Genomic DNA, 17684 nt, shown 5'->3' with positions numbered 1-17684 from the left:
AGGAGCCCCCATGAGCGACGTGACCCCCTCCTTCGACGCCGCCGCCGCGTCCACCGCCTACCGCAGCGCCCTGTCGGTCATCGCCGACGTCGAGCCGCGGGTGGCCGACGCGATCGGCGCGGAGCTCGCCGACCAGCGCGCCTCCCTCAAGCTCATCGCCAGCGAGAACTACGCCAGCCCCGCGGTGCTGCTGACGATGGGCAACTGGTTCAGCGACAAGTACGCCGAGGGCACCGTCGGGCACCGCTTCTACGCCGGCTGCCAGAACGTCGACACCGTCGAGGCGCTGGCCGCCGAGCACGCCCGCGAGCTGTTCGGCGCCCCCTACGCCTACGTCCAGCCGCACTCGGGCATCGACGCCAACCTGGTCGCGTTCTGGGCGGTGCTCGCCCAGCGGATCGAGTCCCCCGCCCTGGAGCGGGCCGGCGTCCGGCACGTCAACGACCTCACCGACGAGGACTGGGCCACCCTGCGGCACGCCCTCGGCGACCAGCGGATGCTCGGCATGAGCCTCGACGCCGGCGGCCACCTCACCCACGGCTTCCGCCCGAACATCAGCGGCAAGATGTTCGCCCAGTCCTCCTACGGCACCGACCCGGGGACCGGGCTGCTCGACTACGACGCCGTCGCCGCCCGCGCCCGCGAGTTCCGCCCGCTGATCCTCATGGCCGGCTACTCCGCCTACCCGCGCAAGGTCGACTTCGCGCGGATGCGGGAGATCGCCGACGAGGTCGGCGCGACGCTCGTGGTGGACATGAGCCACTTCGCCGGCCTGGTCGCCGGGAAGGTCTTCACCGGCGACTTCGACCCGGTGCCGCACGCGCACGTGGTCACCAGCACCAGCCACAAGTCGCTGCGCGGCCCGCGCGGCGGGTTCGTGCTGGCCCAGCCCGAGTACAGCGACGCCGTCGACCGCGGCTGCCCGATGGTGCTCGGCGGCCCGCTGCCGCACGTCATGGCCGCCAAGGCGGTCGCCTTCGCCGAGGCCCGCCGGCCGGAGTTCGCCGGCTACGCGCAGGCCGTCGTCGACAACGCCGTGTCCCTCGCCGAGGGGCTGTCCCGCCGCGGCGCCCGGCTGGTCACCGGCGGCACCGACAACCACATCGTGCTGCTCGACGTCTCCGGCTTCGGCCTCACCGGCCGGCAGGCCGAGTCGGCGCTGCTCGACGCCGGCATCGTCACCAACCGCAACGCGATCCCGGCCGACCCCAACGGCGCCTGGTACACCTCCGGCGTCCGGCTGGGCACCCCGGCGCTGACCACCCGCGGGTTCGGCGCCGCCGAGTTCGACCGCACCGCCGAGCTGATCGTCGACGTTCTGTCGCACACCAGCCCCACCGCGACGAAGGACGGCTCGCCGTCGAAGGCGAAGTACGTCGTCGACGGCGGCCTGGCCGAGAAGACCCGCGCGGCCGCGGCCGAGCTGGTCGCCGCGCACCCGCTCTACCCCGGGCTCGAGCTGTCCTGAGCCCGCGACGGCGGCCCGGCCCGGGGCGGGTGCCCCGGGCCGGGACCGTCAGACGTCGCTGTCGCGGTCCTCGGGCCGCTTCGACGTCTCGACCTCGGTCTCGGTGACCGGGGCGCCGCTGCCCTCGTCCGCGCCGCCGCGCTCGACCTCGCCCTGCGGGCCCGGCTCGGGTGTCTGCTCGCTCACGTGCTCGTCCTCTCCCTCGTCGATCGGTGCCCGCCCGCCTACCCCCGCCGGGGCGGGTGCACGCGGGCGACCCCTCCCGTGACCGGTGTGACGGGAGGGTGTGGCGGCCCGCCCGCCTGCGCGTGTGCCGACCGCTCCGGGGCGGTGCGCTCCTAGACTCCTGCCCGTGGACACCGCCGTGACCGACCCCGTGGTCGGCCTGGTCCTCGAGGGGCGCTACCGCCTCGAGGAGCGCCTCGCGCGCGGCGGCATGTCCACCGTCTACGCCGCCACCGACCTCCGGCTGCACCGCACGGTCGCTGTCAAGGTCATGGCCGAGCACCTCGCGCACGACCCGACGTTCGTCGGCCGGTTCACCCGCGAGGCCCGCGCCGCCGCGATGCTCAGCCACCCCAACGTCGTCGGGGTGAGCGACCAGGGCAGCGACCAGGGGCTGGTCTTCCTGGTGATGGAGCTGGTCCGCGGCCGCACCCTGCGCGACCTGCTGCAGGCCCGCGGCCGGCTGACCGTGGCCGAGGCCTTCGCCGTCCTCGAGCCGGTGCTGGCCGGGCTGTCGGCCGCGCACCGCGCCGGCATCGTGCACCGCGACGTCAAGCCCGAGAACGTGCTCATCGGCCACGACGGCACCGTGAAGGTGGCCGACTTCGGCCTGGCCCGCGCGCTCACCGGCACCGGGCAGACCAGCCACACCGGCGGCGTGCTCATCGGCACCGTCGCCTACCTGTCCCCCGAGCAGCTCGAGCGCGGCCGCGCCGACGCCCGCAGCGACGTCTACGCCGCCGGGCTGGTGCTGTTCGAGATGCTCACCGGCCACCCGCCCTACGGCGGCGACACCCCGCTGGCGGTGGCCTACCAGCACGTGCACCACGACGTGCCCCTGCCCTCGGCCGAGGTGCCGACCGTGCCGTGGCAGGTCGACGAGCTGGTCAAGCGGACGACGCGCCGCGAGCCCGCCGTCCGCCCGCTGGACGCCGGCGCCTTCCTCGCCGACCTCGAGGACGTGCGCAGCGACCTGGGCCTGGCCCGCGTGCCGGTGCCCACCGGGCGCAGCTCCGCGGGACCGGCCACCATCCGCCCGACCAACCGGCCCCCGCGCCGGCACCCCAGCGACCCCGGCGACGGCGACACCGAGCCGGGCACCGAGGTGCTCGGCGGCGCCCGCTCCTCCCGCGCCGGCCGCACCAGCCTGCTGCCGAACGTCGGCACCGGCTCGACGGCCGACGTCGGCGGGCGGCGGCCCGCCCCGCCGCAGCGCACCGGCGTCTCGCCGCAGGTGCGGCGCCGCCGCGCGCGGCTGGCCGTCGCCGTCGTGCTGCTGCTGGCGGTCACCGTCGGCGCGATCGGCTGGTGGATGGGCTCCGGTCGCTGGACGCAGGTGCCCTCCCTGGTCGGCAGCGACCGCGCCGCCGCGGTCGACCTGCTGCAGGAGGCGGGCCTGGACCCGGTCTTCGCCGAGGAGCAGTTCAGCGAGACCGTGCCCGAGGGCGTGGTCATCTCCGCCGACCCCGAGAGCGGCGAGGCGATCCGCAACACCGACGTCGAGCTGGTGGTCTCCAAGGGGCCCGAGCGGTTCACCGTGCCCACCGACCTGGTCGGGCAGCCGATCGAGGCGGTGCGCGAGGCGCTGGCCGGCATCCCCGTCGTCCCCACCGAGCAGCAGGACTACGACGAGGACGTCCCCGTCGGGTCGGTCACCGGGTTCGAGCCCGAGGCCGGCACGGAGGTCAGGCGCGGCGACCCGGTGGTCGTCTACGTCAGCCGCGGGCCGGCGCCGGTCGCGATCCCCAACGTCGTCGGCCAGCCCGCCGACGCCGCGCAGGCCAACCTCGAGGCCGAGGACTTCACCGTCGTCCGCACCGAGGGCCGCAGCGCCGACGTCCCCACCGGGGCGGTCATGGCGGTCACCCCGGGGCCGGGCACCGAGGCGCCCTACGGCAGCGAGGTGACCATCCAGGTCTCCATCGGCGTGCCGCAGGTGACCGTGCCCGACGTGACCGGCATGGGCGAGGACGAGGCGACCGCGGCCCTGGAGGCCGCGGGCCTGACGGTCACCACCTCCACCTTCATCACCGGCGACCGCGTGTACCGGCAGAGCCCGGGCGCGGGCACCGTCGTCGACCTGGGAAGCCAGGTGAGCCTGCTGCTGAGCTTCGGGTGACGTCGATCCCCATCGGGGCGCACGTCCAGGTCGCCGGCGGGCTGGCCACCGGCGGGCTGCGCTACACCGACGACGTCGGCGCGCAGGCGGTGCAGGTCTTCGTCGGCAACCCGCGCGGCTGGAAGCGGTCGGCCGGCGACCCCGCGCAGGACGCCGCGTTCGTCGCGGGCCTGGCCGAGCGCGGCGTCCCGTCGTTCGTGCACACGCCGTTCCTGGTGAACGTCGGCTCGCCCACCCCGGCGACCGTCGACCGCTCGATCGAGACGATCGCCGCCGACCTCGCCCGCGGCGTGCAGCTCGGCGTGCGCGGCGTCGTCGTGCACGCGGGGTCCGCCGTGGACGAGGACCGCTACGAGGCCGCGCTGCGCCAGCTGCACGAGCGGCTGCTGCCGGTGCTCGACGCCCTCCCCGACGCCGGCCCGCGGCTGCTGGTCGAGCCGACGGCGGGCGGTGGCCGGTCGCTGGCGGCCACCGTCGAGGACCTCGGCCCGTACCTCGCGGCGCTCGACTGGCACCCGAAGGTGGGCGTCTGCCTGGACACCTGCCACGCGTGGGCGGCCGGGCACGACCTGGCCACCCCGGGTGGGACGACGGCGACGCTCGACGCGCTGGAGGCCACCGTGGGCCCGGGCCGTCTCGGGCTGGTGCACGCCAACGACTCCCTCGACGAGCGCGGCTCCAAGCGGGACCGGCACACCACCATCGGCGAGGGCTCGATCGGCGTCGGCGCGTTCGGCGAGCTCATGGCGCACCCGTCGATGGCCGGGGTGCCGGTCGTCGTCGAGACGCCCAGCGCCGACCGCGGCCACGCCCGCGACATCGCCCTGCTGTGCGCCCTGCGCGACGGCCGCCCCGTGGAGTCCACCGCCGCCTGACGCGCGCGCCGCGCCCGGGGAGGGCGACACGCCGCGGTCACCCTGCGGGTTCGCGTCTTCACTTGCGGTGATCTACGACACGGGATTGGCTCGCATCCCACCGCGGCCGCCGGGTTGCGGAGAGTCACCCCGAGGAGCCGTCCTTGCCCACTCGTCGCACCCTGGCCGTCGGCGTCGTCGCGCTGGCGACCGCCGGCCTCGGCGTCACCGCCGGCCCCGCCTCCGCCGCACCCGCCGACGGCGGCCCGCGGGCCACCTTCGTGGTCACCGTCGACCGCTCCACCCTCCCCGACCAGGCGGCGGACCGTGCCCGCGGCCTCGGTGGCCGGATCGCCCACGTCTACACCGCGGCGCTCACCGGCTTCGCCGTCGAGCTGCCCGAGGCCGCCGCGGGCCGGCTGTCGGCCATCCCGGGCGTGGTCGCCGTCGAGCGCGACCAGGTGGTCACCGCCGAGGGCGCGCAGTCCGGCGCGCCGTGGGGCCTGGACCGCACCGACCAGCGCGACCTGCCGCTGTCCGGCACGTTCGGCTACACCGCGACCGGCAGCGGCGTCACCGCCTACGTCATCGACACCGGCATCAACGCCGCGCACGCCGACTTCGGCGGCCGGGCGGTCTCCGGGTACGACGCCGTCGACGGCGGCCCCGCCGACGACTGCAACGGCCACGGCACGCACGTCGCGGGCACCGTGGGCGGCACCACGTACGGCGTCGCCAAGGGCGTGCGCCTGGTCGGCGTCCGCGTCCTGGACTGCGCCGGCAACGGCACCACCTCCGGCGTCGTCGCCGGCATCGACTGGGTGACCGCGAACCACACGGCGGGCGCGCCGGCGGTGGCCAACATGAGCCTGGGCGGCGGGGCGAGCACGGCGATCGACACCGCGGTCCGCAACAGCATCGCCGACGGCGTGACCTACGCCGTCGCGGCCGGCAACGGCAACACCGCGGGCGTGGCCCAGGACGCCTGCGCCTCCTCCCCCGCGCGGGTCCCCGCCGCGCTCACCGTGGGCGCCACCGACCGCACCGACACCGCCGCGGCGTTCAGCAACTACGGCAGCTGCGTGGACCTGCTCGCGCCCGGCGTCGGCATCACCAGCGCATGGCACACCTCGCCGACGGCGACCAGCACGATCAGCGGCACGTCGATGGCCACGCCGCACGTCGCCGGTGTCGCCGCGCTGTACCTGTCGACCGCGCCCGGCGCCGCGCCGGCGACGGTCGCCGGCGCGGTCACCGCGGCCGCGACGACCGACCACGTGACGCTCTCGCGGACCGCCACCCGGGCCGGCACGCCCAACCGGCTGCTGTTCAGCTCCTGGTGAGCCGCGGCGCCCGCCGGCCACCCCAGCGGTGGCCGGCGGGCGTCTCAGCGGTCGAGGAGGTCGGCGAGGACGTCGCCGGCGCGGTCGACCGCGGCCCGGTCGACGTCGAGGTGCGTGACCAGGCGGATCCGCCGGGGGCTCACCTGGGACACCAGCACGCCGCGCGCCTTGGCGGCCCCGGCCACGACCGGCGCCGGGACGTCGTCGACGACGACCATGTTGGTCTCCACCGTGGCCGGGTCGACGCCCAGGCGCTTGGCCAGCAGCCGGGCGTGCTCGTGGTCCTCGGCCAGCCGGGCGAGGTGGGAGTCCAGCGCGTAGAGCCCGGCCGCGGCCAGCACCCCGGCCTGCCGCATGCCGCCGCCCAGGCGCTTGCGCCACAGCCGCCCGACGGCGATCCGCTCGGCCGAGGCCACGAGCACCGACCCGACCGGCGCGCCGAGCCCCTTGGACAGGCAGACCGACGCGGTGTCGGCCAGCCGCCCGTAGGTCGCGAGCGCCACGCCGGAGGCGACGGACGCGTTCCAGATCCGGGCGCCGTCGAGGTGCACGGCGACGCCGGCATCGCGGGACCAGGCGAACAGCCGCTCGAGCTCGGCCAGCGGCTGCACCCGCCCGCCACCGCGGTTGTGCGTGTTCTCGACGGCGACGGCGGCGGTGGCGGTCAGGTGCCAGTCGCCGCGCGGGCGCACCTGGTCGATCAGCGCGTCCGCGTCGAGCAGCCCGCCGTCGGAGACGACCGTGCGGGTGGAGATGCCGAACACCGCGGCCGCGGCACCCATCTCGTAGGTGACCACGTGCGCGTCGGCGTCGCAGAGCACCTCCTGGCCGGGCTCGCACACCAGCCGCATGCCGATCTGGTTGCCCATCGTCCCGGACGGGACGAACAGCGCCGCCTCGTGGCCGAACAGGTCCGCGACCCGCTCCTCGAGCGCCCGGATCGCCGGGTCCTCGCCGTAGACGTCGTCGCCCACCTCGGCCTCGGCCATCGCCCGGCGCATGCCGGGGGTGGGGCGGGTGACGGTGTCGGAGCGGAGGTCGATGAAGGAGGTCATCCCGTCAGGCTTTCCGGCCCCGCTGCAGGGGCCCGCCGTGAGCGTGCGAACGGTGGGGGGCAGCGGGGTCCTTCATCCACGCAGCATCTCCGCCACGAGGAAGGCCAGCTCCAGCGACTGCCCGGTGTTCAGCCGCGGGTCGCAGGCGGTCTCGTACCGGCTGTTGAGGTCCTCGTCGCTGATCTCCATCGCCCCGCCGAGGCACTCGGTGACGTCCTCGCCGGTGAGCTCGACGTGGATGCCGCCGGGCCAGGTGCCCAGCGCGCGGTGCACGTCGAAGAAGCCGAGGACCTCGTCGACGATGCGGTCGAAGTGCCGGGTCTTGTAGCCGGTCGAGGACTCGTGGGTGTTGCCGTGCATCGGGTCGCACTGCCACACGACCTGGTGGCCGCTGGCGGTGACCTTCTCCACGATCGGCGGCAGGACGTCGCGGATCTTCCCGTTGCCCATGCGGCTGATCAGCGTCAACCGGCCAGGGACGCCGTGGGGGTCCAGCCGCTCGACCAGCTCGGTGGCCTGCTCCGGGGTGGTGGAGGGCCCGATCTTGACGCCGATCGGGTTGGCGATGCGGGACATGAACTCCACGTGCGCGCCGTCGAGCTGGCGGGTGCGCTCGCCGATCCACACGAAGTGCGCCGAGGCGGCGTAGGGCCGGCCCTCGTGCACCCGCAGCAGCGCGGCCTCGTAGTCGAGGATCAGCGCCTCGTGGCTGTTGTAGAGCTCGACGCCGCGCAGCGCGCTGTCGTCGACCCCGCAGGCCTTCATGAACGCCAGCGCCCGGTCGATCTCGCGGGCGATGACCTCGTAGCGGACACCGGCCGGCGAGTTGGCGACGAAGTCCTTGTTCCAGTCGTGGACGGCGTGCAGGTCGGCCAGGCCGCCGTGCGCGTAGGCGCGGATCATGTTCATCGCCGCGGCCGAGTTGGCGTAGGCGCGCACCAGCCGGTTCGGGTCGGGGATGCGCTTCTCGAGCACCGGCTCCAGCGAGTTGACCATGTCGCCGCGGTAGGACGGCAGGCCCAGCGCGTCGGTGTCCGACGAGCGCGGCTTGGCGTACTGCCCGGCCACCCGGCCGACCTTGACCACCGGCACGCTCGCGCCGTAGGTGAGGACGACGGCCATCTGCAGCAGCGTGCGCGTGGTGCTCTGCAGGTGCGCGTCGGTGTTGAGGTCGAAGGTCTCCGCGCAGTCCCCGCCCTGCAGCAGGAAGGCCCGCCCCTGGGCGACCTCGGCCAGCCGGCCGCGCAGCTCGTCGACCTCGCTGGGCGCCACGATCGGCGGCACGGACGACAGCGTCGTGAGGACGCCGTCGAGGGCGGTGCGGTCGGGCCAGGTCGGCTGCTGGGCGGCGGGGAGCTCGCGCCACCGGTCGAGGCCGGGCACCGGCTGCGGGGAGGGGGACAGGCTCACGCCGTCGAGGGTACGGCGGTCCCCCGCCTCACCCGAAGAACACCTCGGCCTCGGCGTACCGCTCCAGCGGCACCAGCTTGAGCCGCGCGGTGGCCTCCGCGATCGGCACCGGCACGACGTCGGTCCCGCGCAGGGCCACCATGACACCGGAGTGCCCCTCGTGCAGCGCGCCGACCGCGGCCAGGCCGAACCGGGTGGCCAGCACCCGGTCGAACGCCGAGGGCGTGCCGCCGCGCTGGATGTGCCCGAGCACCACCGCGCGCGCCTCCCGGCCGGTGCGCTCCTCCAGCAGCGCGGCCAGCGCCGCGCCGATGCCGCCGAGCCGGACGTGCCCGAAGGCGTCGCGCTCGCCGGTGGCGGTCACCAGGTCGCCGTCGGCCGGCCGGGCCCCCTCGGAGACGACGACGATCGGCGAGTAGCCGGACTCGAAGCGGTGCAGGCAGTGCGCGACCACGGCCTCGACGTCGAACGGGCGCTCGGGCACCAGCACGACGGTGGCGCCGCCGGCCATCCCCGCGTGCAGCGCGATCCAGCCGGCGTGCCGCCCCATCACCTCGACGACCAGCGTGCGGTGGTGGCTGTCGCCGGTGGTGTGCAGCCGGTCGATGGCCTCCATCGCGACGCCGACCGCGGTGTCGAAGCCGAACGTGTAGTCGGTGCCGTCGAGGTCGTTGTCGATCGTCTTGGGCACGCCGACCACCCGCACCCCCTCCCCCGTCAGCTTCGCGGCGACGCCGAGGGTGTCCTCGCCGCCCACCGGGACCAGCGCCTCGATCCCGTGCCGCTCGAGGGTGGCCATCACCCGCGCGGGCCCGCCGTCGATGGCGTAGGGGTTGGTGCGGGAGGTGCCGAGCACGGTGCCGCCACGGGGCAGCAGCCCGCGGACGGCGGACAGGTCCAGGGGGACGGCGTCGTCGTCGAGCAGGCCGCGCCAGCCGTCGCGGAAACCGACCACCTCGTCCCCGGCCCCGATGCCGCACCGGACCACGGCCCGGATGACCGCGTTGAGGCCGGGGCAGTCGCCCCCGCCGGTCAGGATCCCGATGCGCACGACGCCTCCCGGAGGGACGAACCGCAGGTCAGCACGATCCTGCACCCATCCGTGACCGCGGTCACCGTCTGCGCGCCGGAAGCGGCAGGATCGCCGCCGTGGACCCCGCGGAGCTGCTCGCGCTGATGCCCTTCGCCGTCGCCACCGGCGTCGAGCTGGACCGGGCCGGGCCCGGGGAGGTCACCGGCCGGCTGCCGTGGGCGCCGCAGCGGTGCACAGCGGGCGGGGTGCTGCACGGCGGCGCGCTGATGACGCTGGCCGACACCGTCGGCGCCGTCTGCGCCTTCCTCAACCTCCCGCCCGGGGCGTCGACGTCGACCCTCGCCTCGTCGACGTCCCTGCTGCGCGCGGTCCGCGGCGGGACGGCGCACGCCACCGCCCGCCCGCTGCACGTCGGCCGCTCGACGGTCGTCGTCCTCACCGAGGTGACCGACGACGACGGGCGGCCGGTGGCCTCGGTCACCCAGACCCAGGCCGTGCTCGGACCCGCCTGAGTCACGGTCCGCCCCACCCGCCCCGGCCGTCCCACCGCGGCGGGTTCCGGTACAGGACCGGCCGCCTCCTGCCGACGCTGCGGCGCGGTGCCGGGTGCTCTGCCCGGGCCGGGAGGGGGACGACGTGCTCGGACGGTGGGGGATCAGGACGAAGGTGGTCGCGCTGGCCGTCGCCAGCGTGGCGGCGACCGGCGGCGCGATGGCCGGGGTGAGCGCGTGGCAGAGCGCGCGGTTCGCCGACACCACCCAGGAGTCGGTGACCGAACTGGTCGAGGAGAGCGTCGCGCGCACCGCGGCCGGCGTGCAGGACGTCGTCGCCACCCAGGGCCAGTCCACCGCCGCGCGGGTCGACAGCCAGCTCGCCGTCGCCCTCGACGTGCTCGCCCGCTCGGGCGGGCTCACCGTCGGCGGCCCCGGCGGGCCCGTGCACTGGGAGGCGAAGAACCAGCAGTCCGGCGAGGTGACGCCGGTCGACCTGCCCCGGGTGACCGTCGGCGGGCAGTGGCTCGGCCAGAACGGCGACCCGGCGCTGCCCACCGCCGTCGTCGACCAGGTGCAGGCGCTGGTCGGCGGGACCGCGACGATCTTCCAGCGCACGCCGGCGGGCGACATGCTGCGCGTGGCCACCAACGTCACCGGCGCGGACGGCCGGCGCGCGATCGGCACCTACATCCCCGCGGTCGACCCCGGCGGGCGGCCGAACCCGGTGGTCGCGGCGGTCACCTCCGGGCAGACCTACCGCGGCAACGCCTTCGTCGTCGGCTCCTGGTACGTGGCGGCCTACACGCCGCTTCGGGACCGGGCCGGCCAGCTGGTCGGGATGCTCTACGTCGGCGAGCAGCAGCAGGCCATCCCGGCGCTGCGGGAGAGCCTGGAGGCCACGCAGGTCGGCGCGCACGGGCACGTCGAGGTGTGGGGCGGCACCGGTGACCGCGCCGGCACCGTGCTGGTCAGCCCCGACGGCGCCCGCGACGGGCAGGCGCTGATCGACGCCACCGACGCCGACGGCCGCCCGTACGTGCGCGAGATCGTGGACGCCGCCCTCGGCCTGGCGGACGGCGAGCAGGCCACCGTGCACTTCACCGACGCCGAGGCCGGCCCGACCACCGCCCAGGTCGCCTACTACGCGCCGTGGGACTGGGTGCTGGTCACCCTCGCCCGGGACGCCGACTTCACCGGCCCGGTGGACCGGCTCGCCGACGGCCGCGCCGCCATGGTCACCGCGCTGGTCCTCGCCGCCGTCCTCGTCGCGCTGCTCGGCGGGGTCGTCGCCTGGCAGCTCGGCCGGCGGCTCACCGCGCCGCTGCACCAGCTGCGCGCCCGCATGGCCGAGATCGCCGACGGCGAGGGCGACCTGACCCAGCGCACGACGGTCGGAGGCGACGACGAGGTGGGCCAGCTGTCCGCGGCGTTCAACCGGTTCGTGGACAAGGTCGCCGGCACCGTGCGCGACATCGGCGGCTGCGCCCGCCAGGTGGCGGCGTCGGCGTCGGGCGTGGCCGCGGTCGCCGACGGGCTGGCCACCCGCGCCGCCCGCAGCCGCGACCAGGCGCAGGCGGCGCACACCGCGGCCAGCGACATCAGCGCCGGCGTGTCCGCGGCCGCGGCCGGCGCGGAGGAGATGGGCCTGTCGATCACCGACATCGCCCGCAGCGCCGCCGAGGCCGCGCAGGTGGGCCGGCAGGCCGCCGAGCTCGCCCGCCGGACCGAGGGCGCGATCGCCGCCCTGGGGACGAGCTCCGCGGAGATCGGCGAGGTGGTGCGCGTCATCGCCGCCGTCGCCGAGCAGACCAACCTGCTGGCGCTCAACGCGACCATCGAGGCCGCCCGCGCCGGCGAGGCGGGCAAGGGCTTCGCCGTCGTGGCCAACGAGGTCAAGGAGCTCGCGCAGGAGGCCGCCCGCGCCAGCGACGACATCGCGCGCAGGGTCGAGGCCATCCAGGCCGACACCGGTGCCGCGGTCGGCTCGATCACCCGCATCGCCGAGGTCGTGCACGCGATGAACGACCACCAGCTGACCATCGCCAGCGCGGTGGAGGAGCAGTCGGCGACCACCCGCGAGCTCACCCGCAGCGTCGCCGCGGCCGCCGAGGGCGCGGGCTCGGTGTCCGCCACGCTCACCACGGTCAGCGCCGACGCCCGCGACAGCGCCGACGACGTCGACCGGGCGCACGCCGCCGCGGTGGAGCTCGACGGGCTCTCCCAGGAGCTCACCCGCCTGCTCGCCGTCTTCACGGTGTGACGGTGCACCTCCGCGGAAGTGCACGGTGCACTTCCGCGGAGGTGCACGGGGACGGAGGCCGCCCGGGCCCGCCGCTCAGCGGGGCCGGGCGGCCTCCATCGCCTGCCAGCGGGCGAGGTTGTAGCGCGCGTCGACCAGCGCGTCGTGCGTGCCGGCGGGCTTGGGCGGCAGCTCCGGCCGGCCGAGGTCGTCCCACCGCTGCCGCAGCTCCCGGGTGAACCGCGGCACCGCCCGCGGCAGCGCGGTCATCGGCCCCCACAGCTGGGCCAGCGCCACGTGGTCGTAGGCGGCGAACCACGCCCACAGCTCGACCTCCTCCCCCGGGCCGGTGAGGAAGGCGAGCAGGTCGTCGCGGATGCGCCGGCGGCTGCGCCAGGCCCGGTCGGCCGGCGGCGGCAGCTGGTCGAGCACGTTGCGGCGCACCCACGGGATGGCGCGGCGCTCGTCGAACTCGGTGCTGACGGCGTAGAACTCGCGGCCGGTCTCGTCGACGACGCCGATCGAGACGAGGTCGATCGTCGTCCCGTCCTCGATGAACTCGGTGTCGTAGAAGAACCGCCGCACACCGCCCACCGTAGGTGCGCTCAGCCCGCCCGGCGGCCGCCCACCGAGGAGCGGCCGAACTCCTGCCCCTGCAGCGCCGCGACTTCCCGCTCGAGCTGCGGCACGCGGGCGGCCGACAGCCTGACCATCACCTTCTCCGCCACCGCCCCGGTGACCGCCTGGCGCAGCGCCGAGACGACGCCGACCGAGCGCGGCACGAACACCCGGCGGCCGCGGGTCTCCAGGTTCTCCACCAGCGCCTCGGCGCACTCCTCCACCGAGGTGTACGCGCCCAGCGGTCCCGGCAGCCGCCGGCGGGTCGCGGCGAAGGTGGGCAGCGCCGCCTCGGTGTCGCGCACCAGGTCGGTGTCGATCCAGGTCGGGTGCGCGCTGGCCACGGTGACGCCGCGGTGGGCCACCTCCAGCCGCAGCGCGTCGCCGAAGCGCTCCAGCCCGGCCTTCGCCGCGCAGTAGGCGCTCATGCCCGGCAGCACCGTGAACGCGGCGGCGGAGCTGACCAGCAGCACGTGCCCGCGCCGCTCCGCCACCGCCGGCAGCGCGGCGTGCGCGGTGAGCACCGCGCCGGTCAGGTTCACCTCGATCGTGCGCGACAGCGCGTGCGCGGAGCTCGTCATGACGGTGGTCAGCGGGGCGATCCCGGCGTTGGCGACGACGACGTCGAGCCCGCCGAAGGTGTCCACGGTCCGGGCGACGGCGGCCCGCAGCGCCTCGGGGTCGGTGACGTCGCACTCCACCCACAGGTGCTCGGGGCCCAGCTCGTCGGCGACCCGGGCCAGCAGCCCGGGCTCCAGGCCGGCCAGCGCCACCCGGGCGCCGCGGGCGGCGGCCCGGCGGGCCAGCTCGGCGCCGATGCCGCGGGCGGCGCCGGTGACCAGCACCGCCCTCCCGGCCAGCGGGGTGCGGGTCCTCCTGCGGGGCGACAGCGGCATCGGTGCTCCCTCGGGGTCTCGGCGCTCGTGTTGAGCACTGCTCAACGACGGTTGTAGCTTGTTGACCGTTGCTCAGCAAGCCGGACGTCGTAGGAGGAGCACCCGGTGACCAGCACGCTGGACAGGCCCGCCCCGGGCGCCGAGGACACCCGGGAGGTCGGGGTCGCGATCATCGGCACCGGGTTCGCGGGCCTGGGCATGGCGATCAGGCTGCGGCAGCGCGGCGAGGCCGACTTCGTGCTGCTCGAGCGGGCGCACGAGGTCGGCGGCACGTGGCGCGACAACCACTACCCGGGCGCCGCCTGCGACGTGCAGTCCAACCTCTACTCCTTCTCCTTCGCGCCCAACCCGGACTGGCCGCGCTCCTACTCCGAGCAGCCGGAGATCCAGGCCTACCTGCAGGCCACCGCCGACCGCTTCGACGTCCGGCGGCACTGCGTCTTCGGCGCCGAGGTCACCGCCGCCCGCTGGGACGACGCCGCGCGCCGCTGGGACGTCGAGACGACGGCCGGCCGGTTCCGCGCCCGCGTGCTCGTCTCCGCCGCCGGCGCGCTGGCCGACCCGAGCCGGCCCGACATCCCCGGCCTGCGCTCCTTCGCGGGCACGGTCGTGCACTCGGCGCGCTGGGACGACGGCCACGACCTCACGGGCGAGCGGGTCGCCGTCGTCGGCACCGGCGCCTCGGCGATCCAGATCGTCCCCGCCGTCCAGCCGCGGGTCGGCAGCCTCGCCGTCTACCAGCGCACGCCGCCGTGGATCGTGCCGCGCACCGACCACCCGGTGTCCCCGCGGGTGCAGCGGCTGTACCGGCTGGTCCCCGGCTTCCAGCGGCTGGTCCGCGCGGTGCTCTACCTGGTGCGCGAGTTCCTCGTCGTCGGCATGGCCAAGAACCGGCGCTTCCTCGGGCCCGTGGGCCGGGTGGCGAGGGCGCACCTGCACCGGCAGGTCCGCGACCCGAAGCTGCGGGAGGCGCTGACGCCGGACTACACGATCGGCTGCAAGCGGATCCTGATCAGCAACGACTACTACCCGGCGGTGTCGGCCCCCAACGCCGAGCTGGTCACCGCGGGCATCGCCGAGGTCCGGCCGCGCTCGATCGTCACCGTCGACGGCGTCGAGCGGCCCACCGACACGATCGTGCTGGCCACCGGCTTCCACGTCACCGACCTGCCGATCGCCCGGCGGATCACCGGCCGCGACGGTCGCACCCTCGCGCAGGTGTGGGACGAGGGCATGGTGACCAACCGGGGCAGCGCCGTCGCCGGCTTCCCCAACCTGTTCCTGCTGGTCGGGCCGAACGTCGGCGTCGGCCACACGTCGATGGTCTACATGATCGAGTCGCAGGTGGCCTACGTCGACGACGCCCTGCGCACCATGGCCGCCGAGGGCCTGGACGCGCTCGAGACCACCCCGGAGGCGCAGGAGGCCTACCGCGAGCTCATCGCCCGCCGGTCCCGCGGCACGGTGTGGCTGGCCGGCGGCTGCGGCAGCTGGTACCTCGACCGGCACGGCCACAACACCACGCTCTGGCCGGACTTCACCTTCCGCTTCCGGAGGCTGACCCGGCGGCTGGACCGCGAGAACTACGTCGGCACCCCCGCCGGCGCGCCCGCCCGCACCCCGGAGGTGGCCGCGTGAGCACGACCGCTCCCCTGCGGCTGCGCCGCACCGCCGCCGTCGCCACCCCCGACGGCGCCCTGCTGCACGCCACCGTCGACGGTCCCGACGACGCCCCCGTGACGCTGGTCCTCGCGCACGGCTGGACGCTGTCGCAGGCCGCCTGGGACGACGTCGCCGCGCTGCTCACCCCGCAGGTGGCCGACGGCCGGCTGCGCCTGGTCCGCTACGACCAGCGCGGCCACGGCCGCTCCACCTGGGGCACTGCGGACATCTCGATCGACCGGCTCGGCCTCGACCTCGCCGCGGTCCTCGACCGGCTGGCGCCGTCCGGCCCGGTCGTGCTGGCCGGGCACTCGATGGGCGGCATGACGGTCATGTGCCTGGCCGCGGCCCGGCCCGAGCTGTTCGGCGACCGGGTGCGCGGCGTCGCGCTCGTGTCGACGTCGGCCGGCGACCTGCAGTCGCCGCCGCGCACCCGCGCCGAGCGGCTCCGGCAGCGGCTCACCCCCGGCGCGCTGTCGCTCGCGCTGGCCGGCGCGCGCGTCGTCGAGCGGCTGCGCCGGCTGGTGCCGCCGGAGCACCCGCGGCACCGGGCGCTCGTGCGCGACCTGCTCTACGGCGCCGACGCCACCGACGCGATGGTGCGTGCCGGGGCCGGGATCGTGCACGCCACCACCGTGCGGGCGTTCACCGCGTTCCTGCCGGCGCTGGGCGACCACGACAAGTCCGCCGAGCTGGCCGCGCTCACCCGCGTGCCGGTCGAGCTGCTGGTCGGTGACTCCGACAAGCTGACCCCCGTGCGCCACACCCGCCGGCTCGCCGAGGCCCTGCCCGGCGCGCACGTGCAGGTGGTCCCGCGGACCGGTCACATGCTGCCGAACGAGCGGCCGTCCCTGGTGACCGCGTCGATCGCGCGGCTGCTCACCGAGGCCGCGGCGTCCCGGGCCGCCGACTGAGCGGTCCGGCCGTGCCCTCCTCCCCCGCGCGCTCCCGCCGGTCGGCCGCCGACCGGCGGGAGCAGCTGGTCGGCATCGGCCTGCAACTGCTGCCCACGACCCCGGTGCAGGAGCTGACCATCGACGAGGTGGCCCGGCGGGCGGGCATCAGCCGCAGCCTGCTGTTCCACTACTTCCCGTCCAAGCGGGAGTACTACCAGGCCGTGACGCGCGCGGCGGCCGACCTGCTGCGCGCCCACCTCACCCCGCCGGCGGACCTGCCGGCCGCGGAGCGCCCGGCGTGGATGCTCGACCGCTACGTCGGCTGGGTGGAGACCTACCGGGAGTCGCACCTGGCGTTCGTCCGCGGCGCGGCCGGCGGCGACCCGTGGGTGGCCGAGGTCTACGAGGAGACCCGCGAGGCGCTGGTCGACCTCGGCATCGGCGCGCTCGGCGGGCTCGAGGACCCGCTGCGCCGGCAGCTGGTGCGCTCGTGGTTCGCCTTCACCGAGGACCTCGTCCACCAGTGGGTGCGCGAGCCCGCGACCAGCCGCGACGAGCTGCTGGCCCTGCTCACCGACCTGCTCGGCCGGCTCCTCGACCGCTAGCCGGCGAGGGTGTCGGGCGCCCGGTCACCGGCCTCGCCGGCCGGCGGCTGCAGCCGCCCGACGACGTCGGCAGCGCTCGCGCCGGTGGCCTGCATCGACTTCTTGACGGTGGCGCCGTAGACGTCGACGTACTCCTGGCCCGACATCGTCATGATCTCGTACATGATCTCGTCGGTGATGGACCGCTCGACGAAGCGGTCGCCGGCCAGGCCCTCGTAGCGGGAGAAGTCCAGCGGCTCGCCGAAGCGCACGCGCACCCGGACCAGCTTCTTCCCGAACGGCATCCGCCGCGGCCGGTAGACCATCGCCACCGGGATCACCGGCACGCCGGTCTCCAGCGCCATGCGCGCCACCCCGACCTTGCCGCGGTACAGGCGGCCGTCGGGCGAGCGGGTGCCCTCGGGGTAGATGCCCAGCAGCCGGCCCTCCCGGAGCATCCGGAGGCCGGTGCGGATGGCGTCCTCGGCGGCCGTCGCGCTGGCGCGGTCGATGGGCACCTGCCCCGCGCCGGAGAAGAAGGCCCGCTGCAGCCACCCCTTCACGCCGGTGCCGGTGAAGTACTCCTGCTTGGCCAGGAACGTGACCCGGCGCCGCAGCGACAGCGGCATGAAGATCCAGTCCGAGGCCGAGAGGTGGTTGCTGGCCAGGATCGCGGCACCATCGGCAGGTACGTGCTCACGCCCCTCCGCCCGCGGGCGGAACACGAGCTTCACCAGCGGGCCGATGGCCACGAACTTGAGGAACCAGTAGAACAACACGCCTCCCTG

The 17684-nt window shown here is 75.7% G+C and carries 16 protein-coding genes; 9 read left to right on the top strand and 7 right to left on the bottom strand.

What is annotated here, in order from left to right; translation table 11 throughout:
* The first annotated feature begins 10 nt into the window (after positions 1–10).
* Positions 11–1468 (top strand): glycine hydroxymethyltransferase, encoded by a 1458-nt coding sequence (locus ACI79B_RS05945; protein ID WP_456926608.1) that lies wholly within the window; start codon positions 11–13, stop codon positions 1466–1468.
* Between the two features lie 48 nt (positions 1469–1516).
* On the opposite strand, the gene ACI79B_RS05940 is transcribed toward ACI79B_RS05945, so the two are convergent.
* A complete protein-coding gene (locus ACI79B_RS05940; protein WP_456926607.1) occupies positions 1517–1654 on the bottom strand; it encodes a hypothetical protein in 138 nt (45 codons plus the stop codon).
* Between the two features lie 166 nt (positions 1655–1820).
* On the opposite strand from ACI79B_RS05940, the gene pknB reads away from it, so the two are divergent.
* From pknB to ACI79B_RS05925, 3 genes are all read left to right on the top strand, one after another.
* Complete coding sequence (gene pknB, locus ACI79B_RS05935; RefSeq protein ID WP_456926606.1) at positions 1821–3812, top strand: Stk1 family PASTA domain-containing Ser/Thr kinase; 1992 nt, start codon at positions 1821–1823, stop codon at positions 3810–3812.
* On the top strand, positions 3809–4687 hold the full coding sequence (locus tag ACI79B_RS05930) for a deoxyribonuclease IV (RefSeq protein ID WP_456926605.1): 879 nt from the start codon (positions 3809–3811) through the stop codon (positions 4685–4687). Before pknB ends, ACI79B_RS05930 begins: the two co-directional genes overlap by 4 nt.
* Before the next feature lie 143 nt (positions 4688–4830).
* Positions 4831–6009 carry a S8 family peptidase gene (locus ACI79B_RS05925; RefSeq protein WP_456926604.1) on the top strand — a complete coding sequence of 393 codons (1179 nt, stop codon included), beginning with the start codon at positions 4831–4833 and terminating at the stop codon, positions 6007–6009.
* A 44-nt stretch (positions 6010–6053) separates the two neighbouring features.
* Here the strand turns inward: ACI79B_RS05925 and ACI79B_RS05920 are convergent, their stop codons facing one another.
* The 3 genes from ACI79B_RS05920 to ACI79B_RS05910 all read right to left on the bottom strand — a co-directional run bounded on the left by ACI79B_RS05920 (position 6054) and on the right by ACI79B_RS05910 (position 9525).
* Positions 6054–7064 carry a threonine aldolase family protein gene (locus ACI79B_RS05920; protein WP_456926602.1) on the bottom strand — a complete coding sequence of 337 codons (1011 nt, stop codon included), beginning with the start codon at positions 7062–7064 and terminating at the stop codon, positions 6054–6056.
* A gap of 72 nt (positions 7065–7136) precedes the next feature.
* On the bottom strand, positions 7137–8474 hold the full coding sequence (locus ACI79B_RS05915) for a class II 3-deoxy-7-phosphoheptulonate synthase (protein ID WP_456926601.1): 1338 nt from the start codon (positions 8472–8474) through the stop codon (positions 7137–7139).
* Positions 8475–8502: 28 nt separating this feature from the next.
* A complete protein-coding gene (locus ACI79B_RS05910) occupies positions 8503–9525 on the bottom strand; it encodes an ATP-dependent 6-phosphofructokinase (RefSeq protein WP_456926600.1) in 1023 nt (340 codons plus the stop codon).
* Between the two features lie 98 nt (positions 9526–9623).
* On the opposite strand from ACI79B_RS05910, the gene ACI79B_RS05905 reads away from it, so the two are divergent.
* Together ACI79B_RS05905 and ACI79B_RS05900 are read left to right on the top strand one after the other, a co-directional pair.
* Positions 9624–10019 carry a PaaI family thioesterase gene (locus tag ACI79B_RS05905; protein WP_456926599.1) on the top strand — a complete coding sequence of 132 codons (396 nt, stop codon included), beginning with the start codon at positions 9624–9626 and terminating at the stop codon, positions 10017–10019.
* A gap of 124 nt (positions 10020–10143) precedes the next feature.
* Positions 10144–12261: a methyl-accepting chemotaxis protein gene (locus ACI79B_RS05900; protein WP_456926598.1), complete on the top strand. Its 2118-nt coding sequence runs from the start codon at positions 10144–10146 to the stop codon at positions 12259–12261.
* 75 nt (positions 12262–12336) lie between these two features.
* On the opposite strand, the gene ACI79B_RS05895 is transcribed toward ACI79B_RS05900, so the two are convergent.
* Complete coding sequence (locus tag ACI79B_RS05895) at positions 12337–12825, bottom strand: polyadenylate-specific 3'-exoribonuclease AS (RefSeq protein ID WP_456926597.1); 489 nt, start codon at positions 12823–12825, stop codon at positions 12337–12339.
* 20 nt (positions 12826–12845) lie between these two features.
* The gene (locus ACI79B_RS05890) at positions 12846–13754 is read right to left on the bottom strand and encodes a short-chain dehydrogenase/reductase (protein WP_456926596.1); all 909 of its coding nucleotides are present in this window, start codon (positions 13752–13754) and stop codon (positions 12846–12848) included.
* Between the two features lie 105 nt (positions 13755–13859).
* Between ACI79B_RS05890 and ACI79B_RS05885 the strand changes: the two genes are divergently transcribed.
* The 3 genes from ACI79B_RS05885 to ACI79B_RS05875 are packed head-to-tail and all read left to right on the top strand — an operon-like array spanning position 13860 to position 16917.
* On the top strand, positions 13860–15392 hold the full coding sequence (locus ACI79B_RS05885) for a flavin-containing monooxygenase (protein ID WP_456926595.1): 1533 nt from the start codon (positions 13860–13862) through the stop codon (positions 15390–15392).
* Positions 15389–16330, top strand: coding sequence for an alpha/beta fold hydrolase (locus ACI79B_RS05880; RefSeq protein WP_456926594.1), 942 nt, complete (start codon positions 15389–15391; stop codon positions 16328–16330). Before ACI79B_RS05885 ends, ACI79B_RS05880 begins: the two co-directional genes overlap by 4 nt.
* Positions 16331–16341: 11 nt before the next feature.
* Positions 16342–16917, top strand: coding sequence for a TetR/AcrR family transcriptional regulator (locus ACI79B_RS05875; RefSeq protein WP_456926593.1), 576 nt, complete (start codon positions 16342–16344; stop codon positions 16915–16917).
* Here ACI79B_RS05875 and ACI79B_RS05870 read toward each other — a convergent pair.
* On the bottom strand, positions 16914–17675 hold the full coding sequence (locus ACI79B_RS05870; protein ID WP_456926592.1) for a lysophospholipid acyltransferase family protein: 762 nt from the start codon (positions 17673–17675) through the stop codon (positions 16914–16916). The genes ACI79B_RS05875 and ACI79B_RS05870 overlap by 4 nt on opposite strands.
* Positions 17676–17684 lie beyond the last annotated feature (9 nt).

The organism is Geodermatophilus sp. SYSU D00879, assembly GCF_054050375.1.
This window is presented reverse-complemented; position numbering and strand designations above follow the sequence as displayed.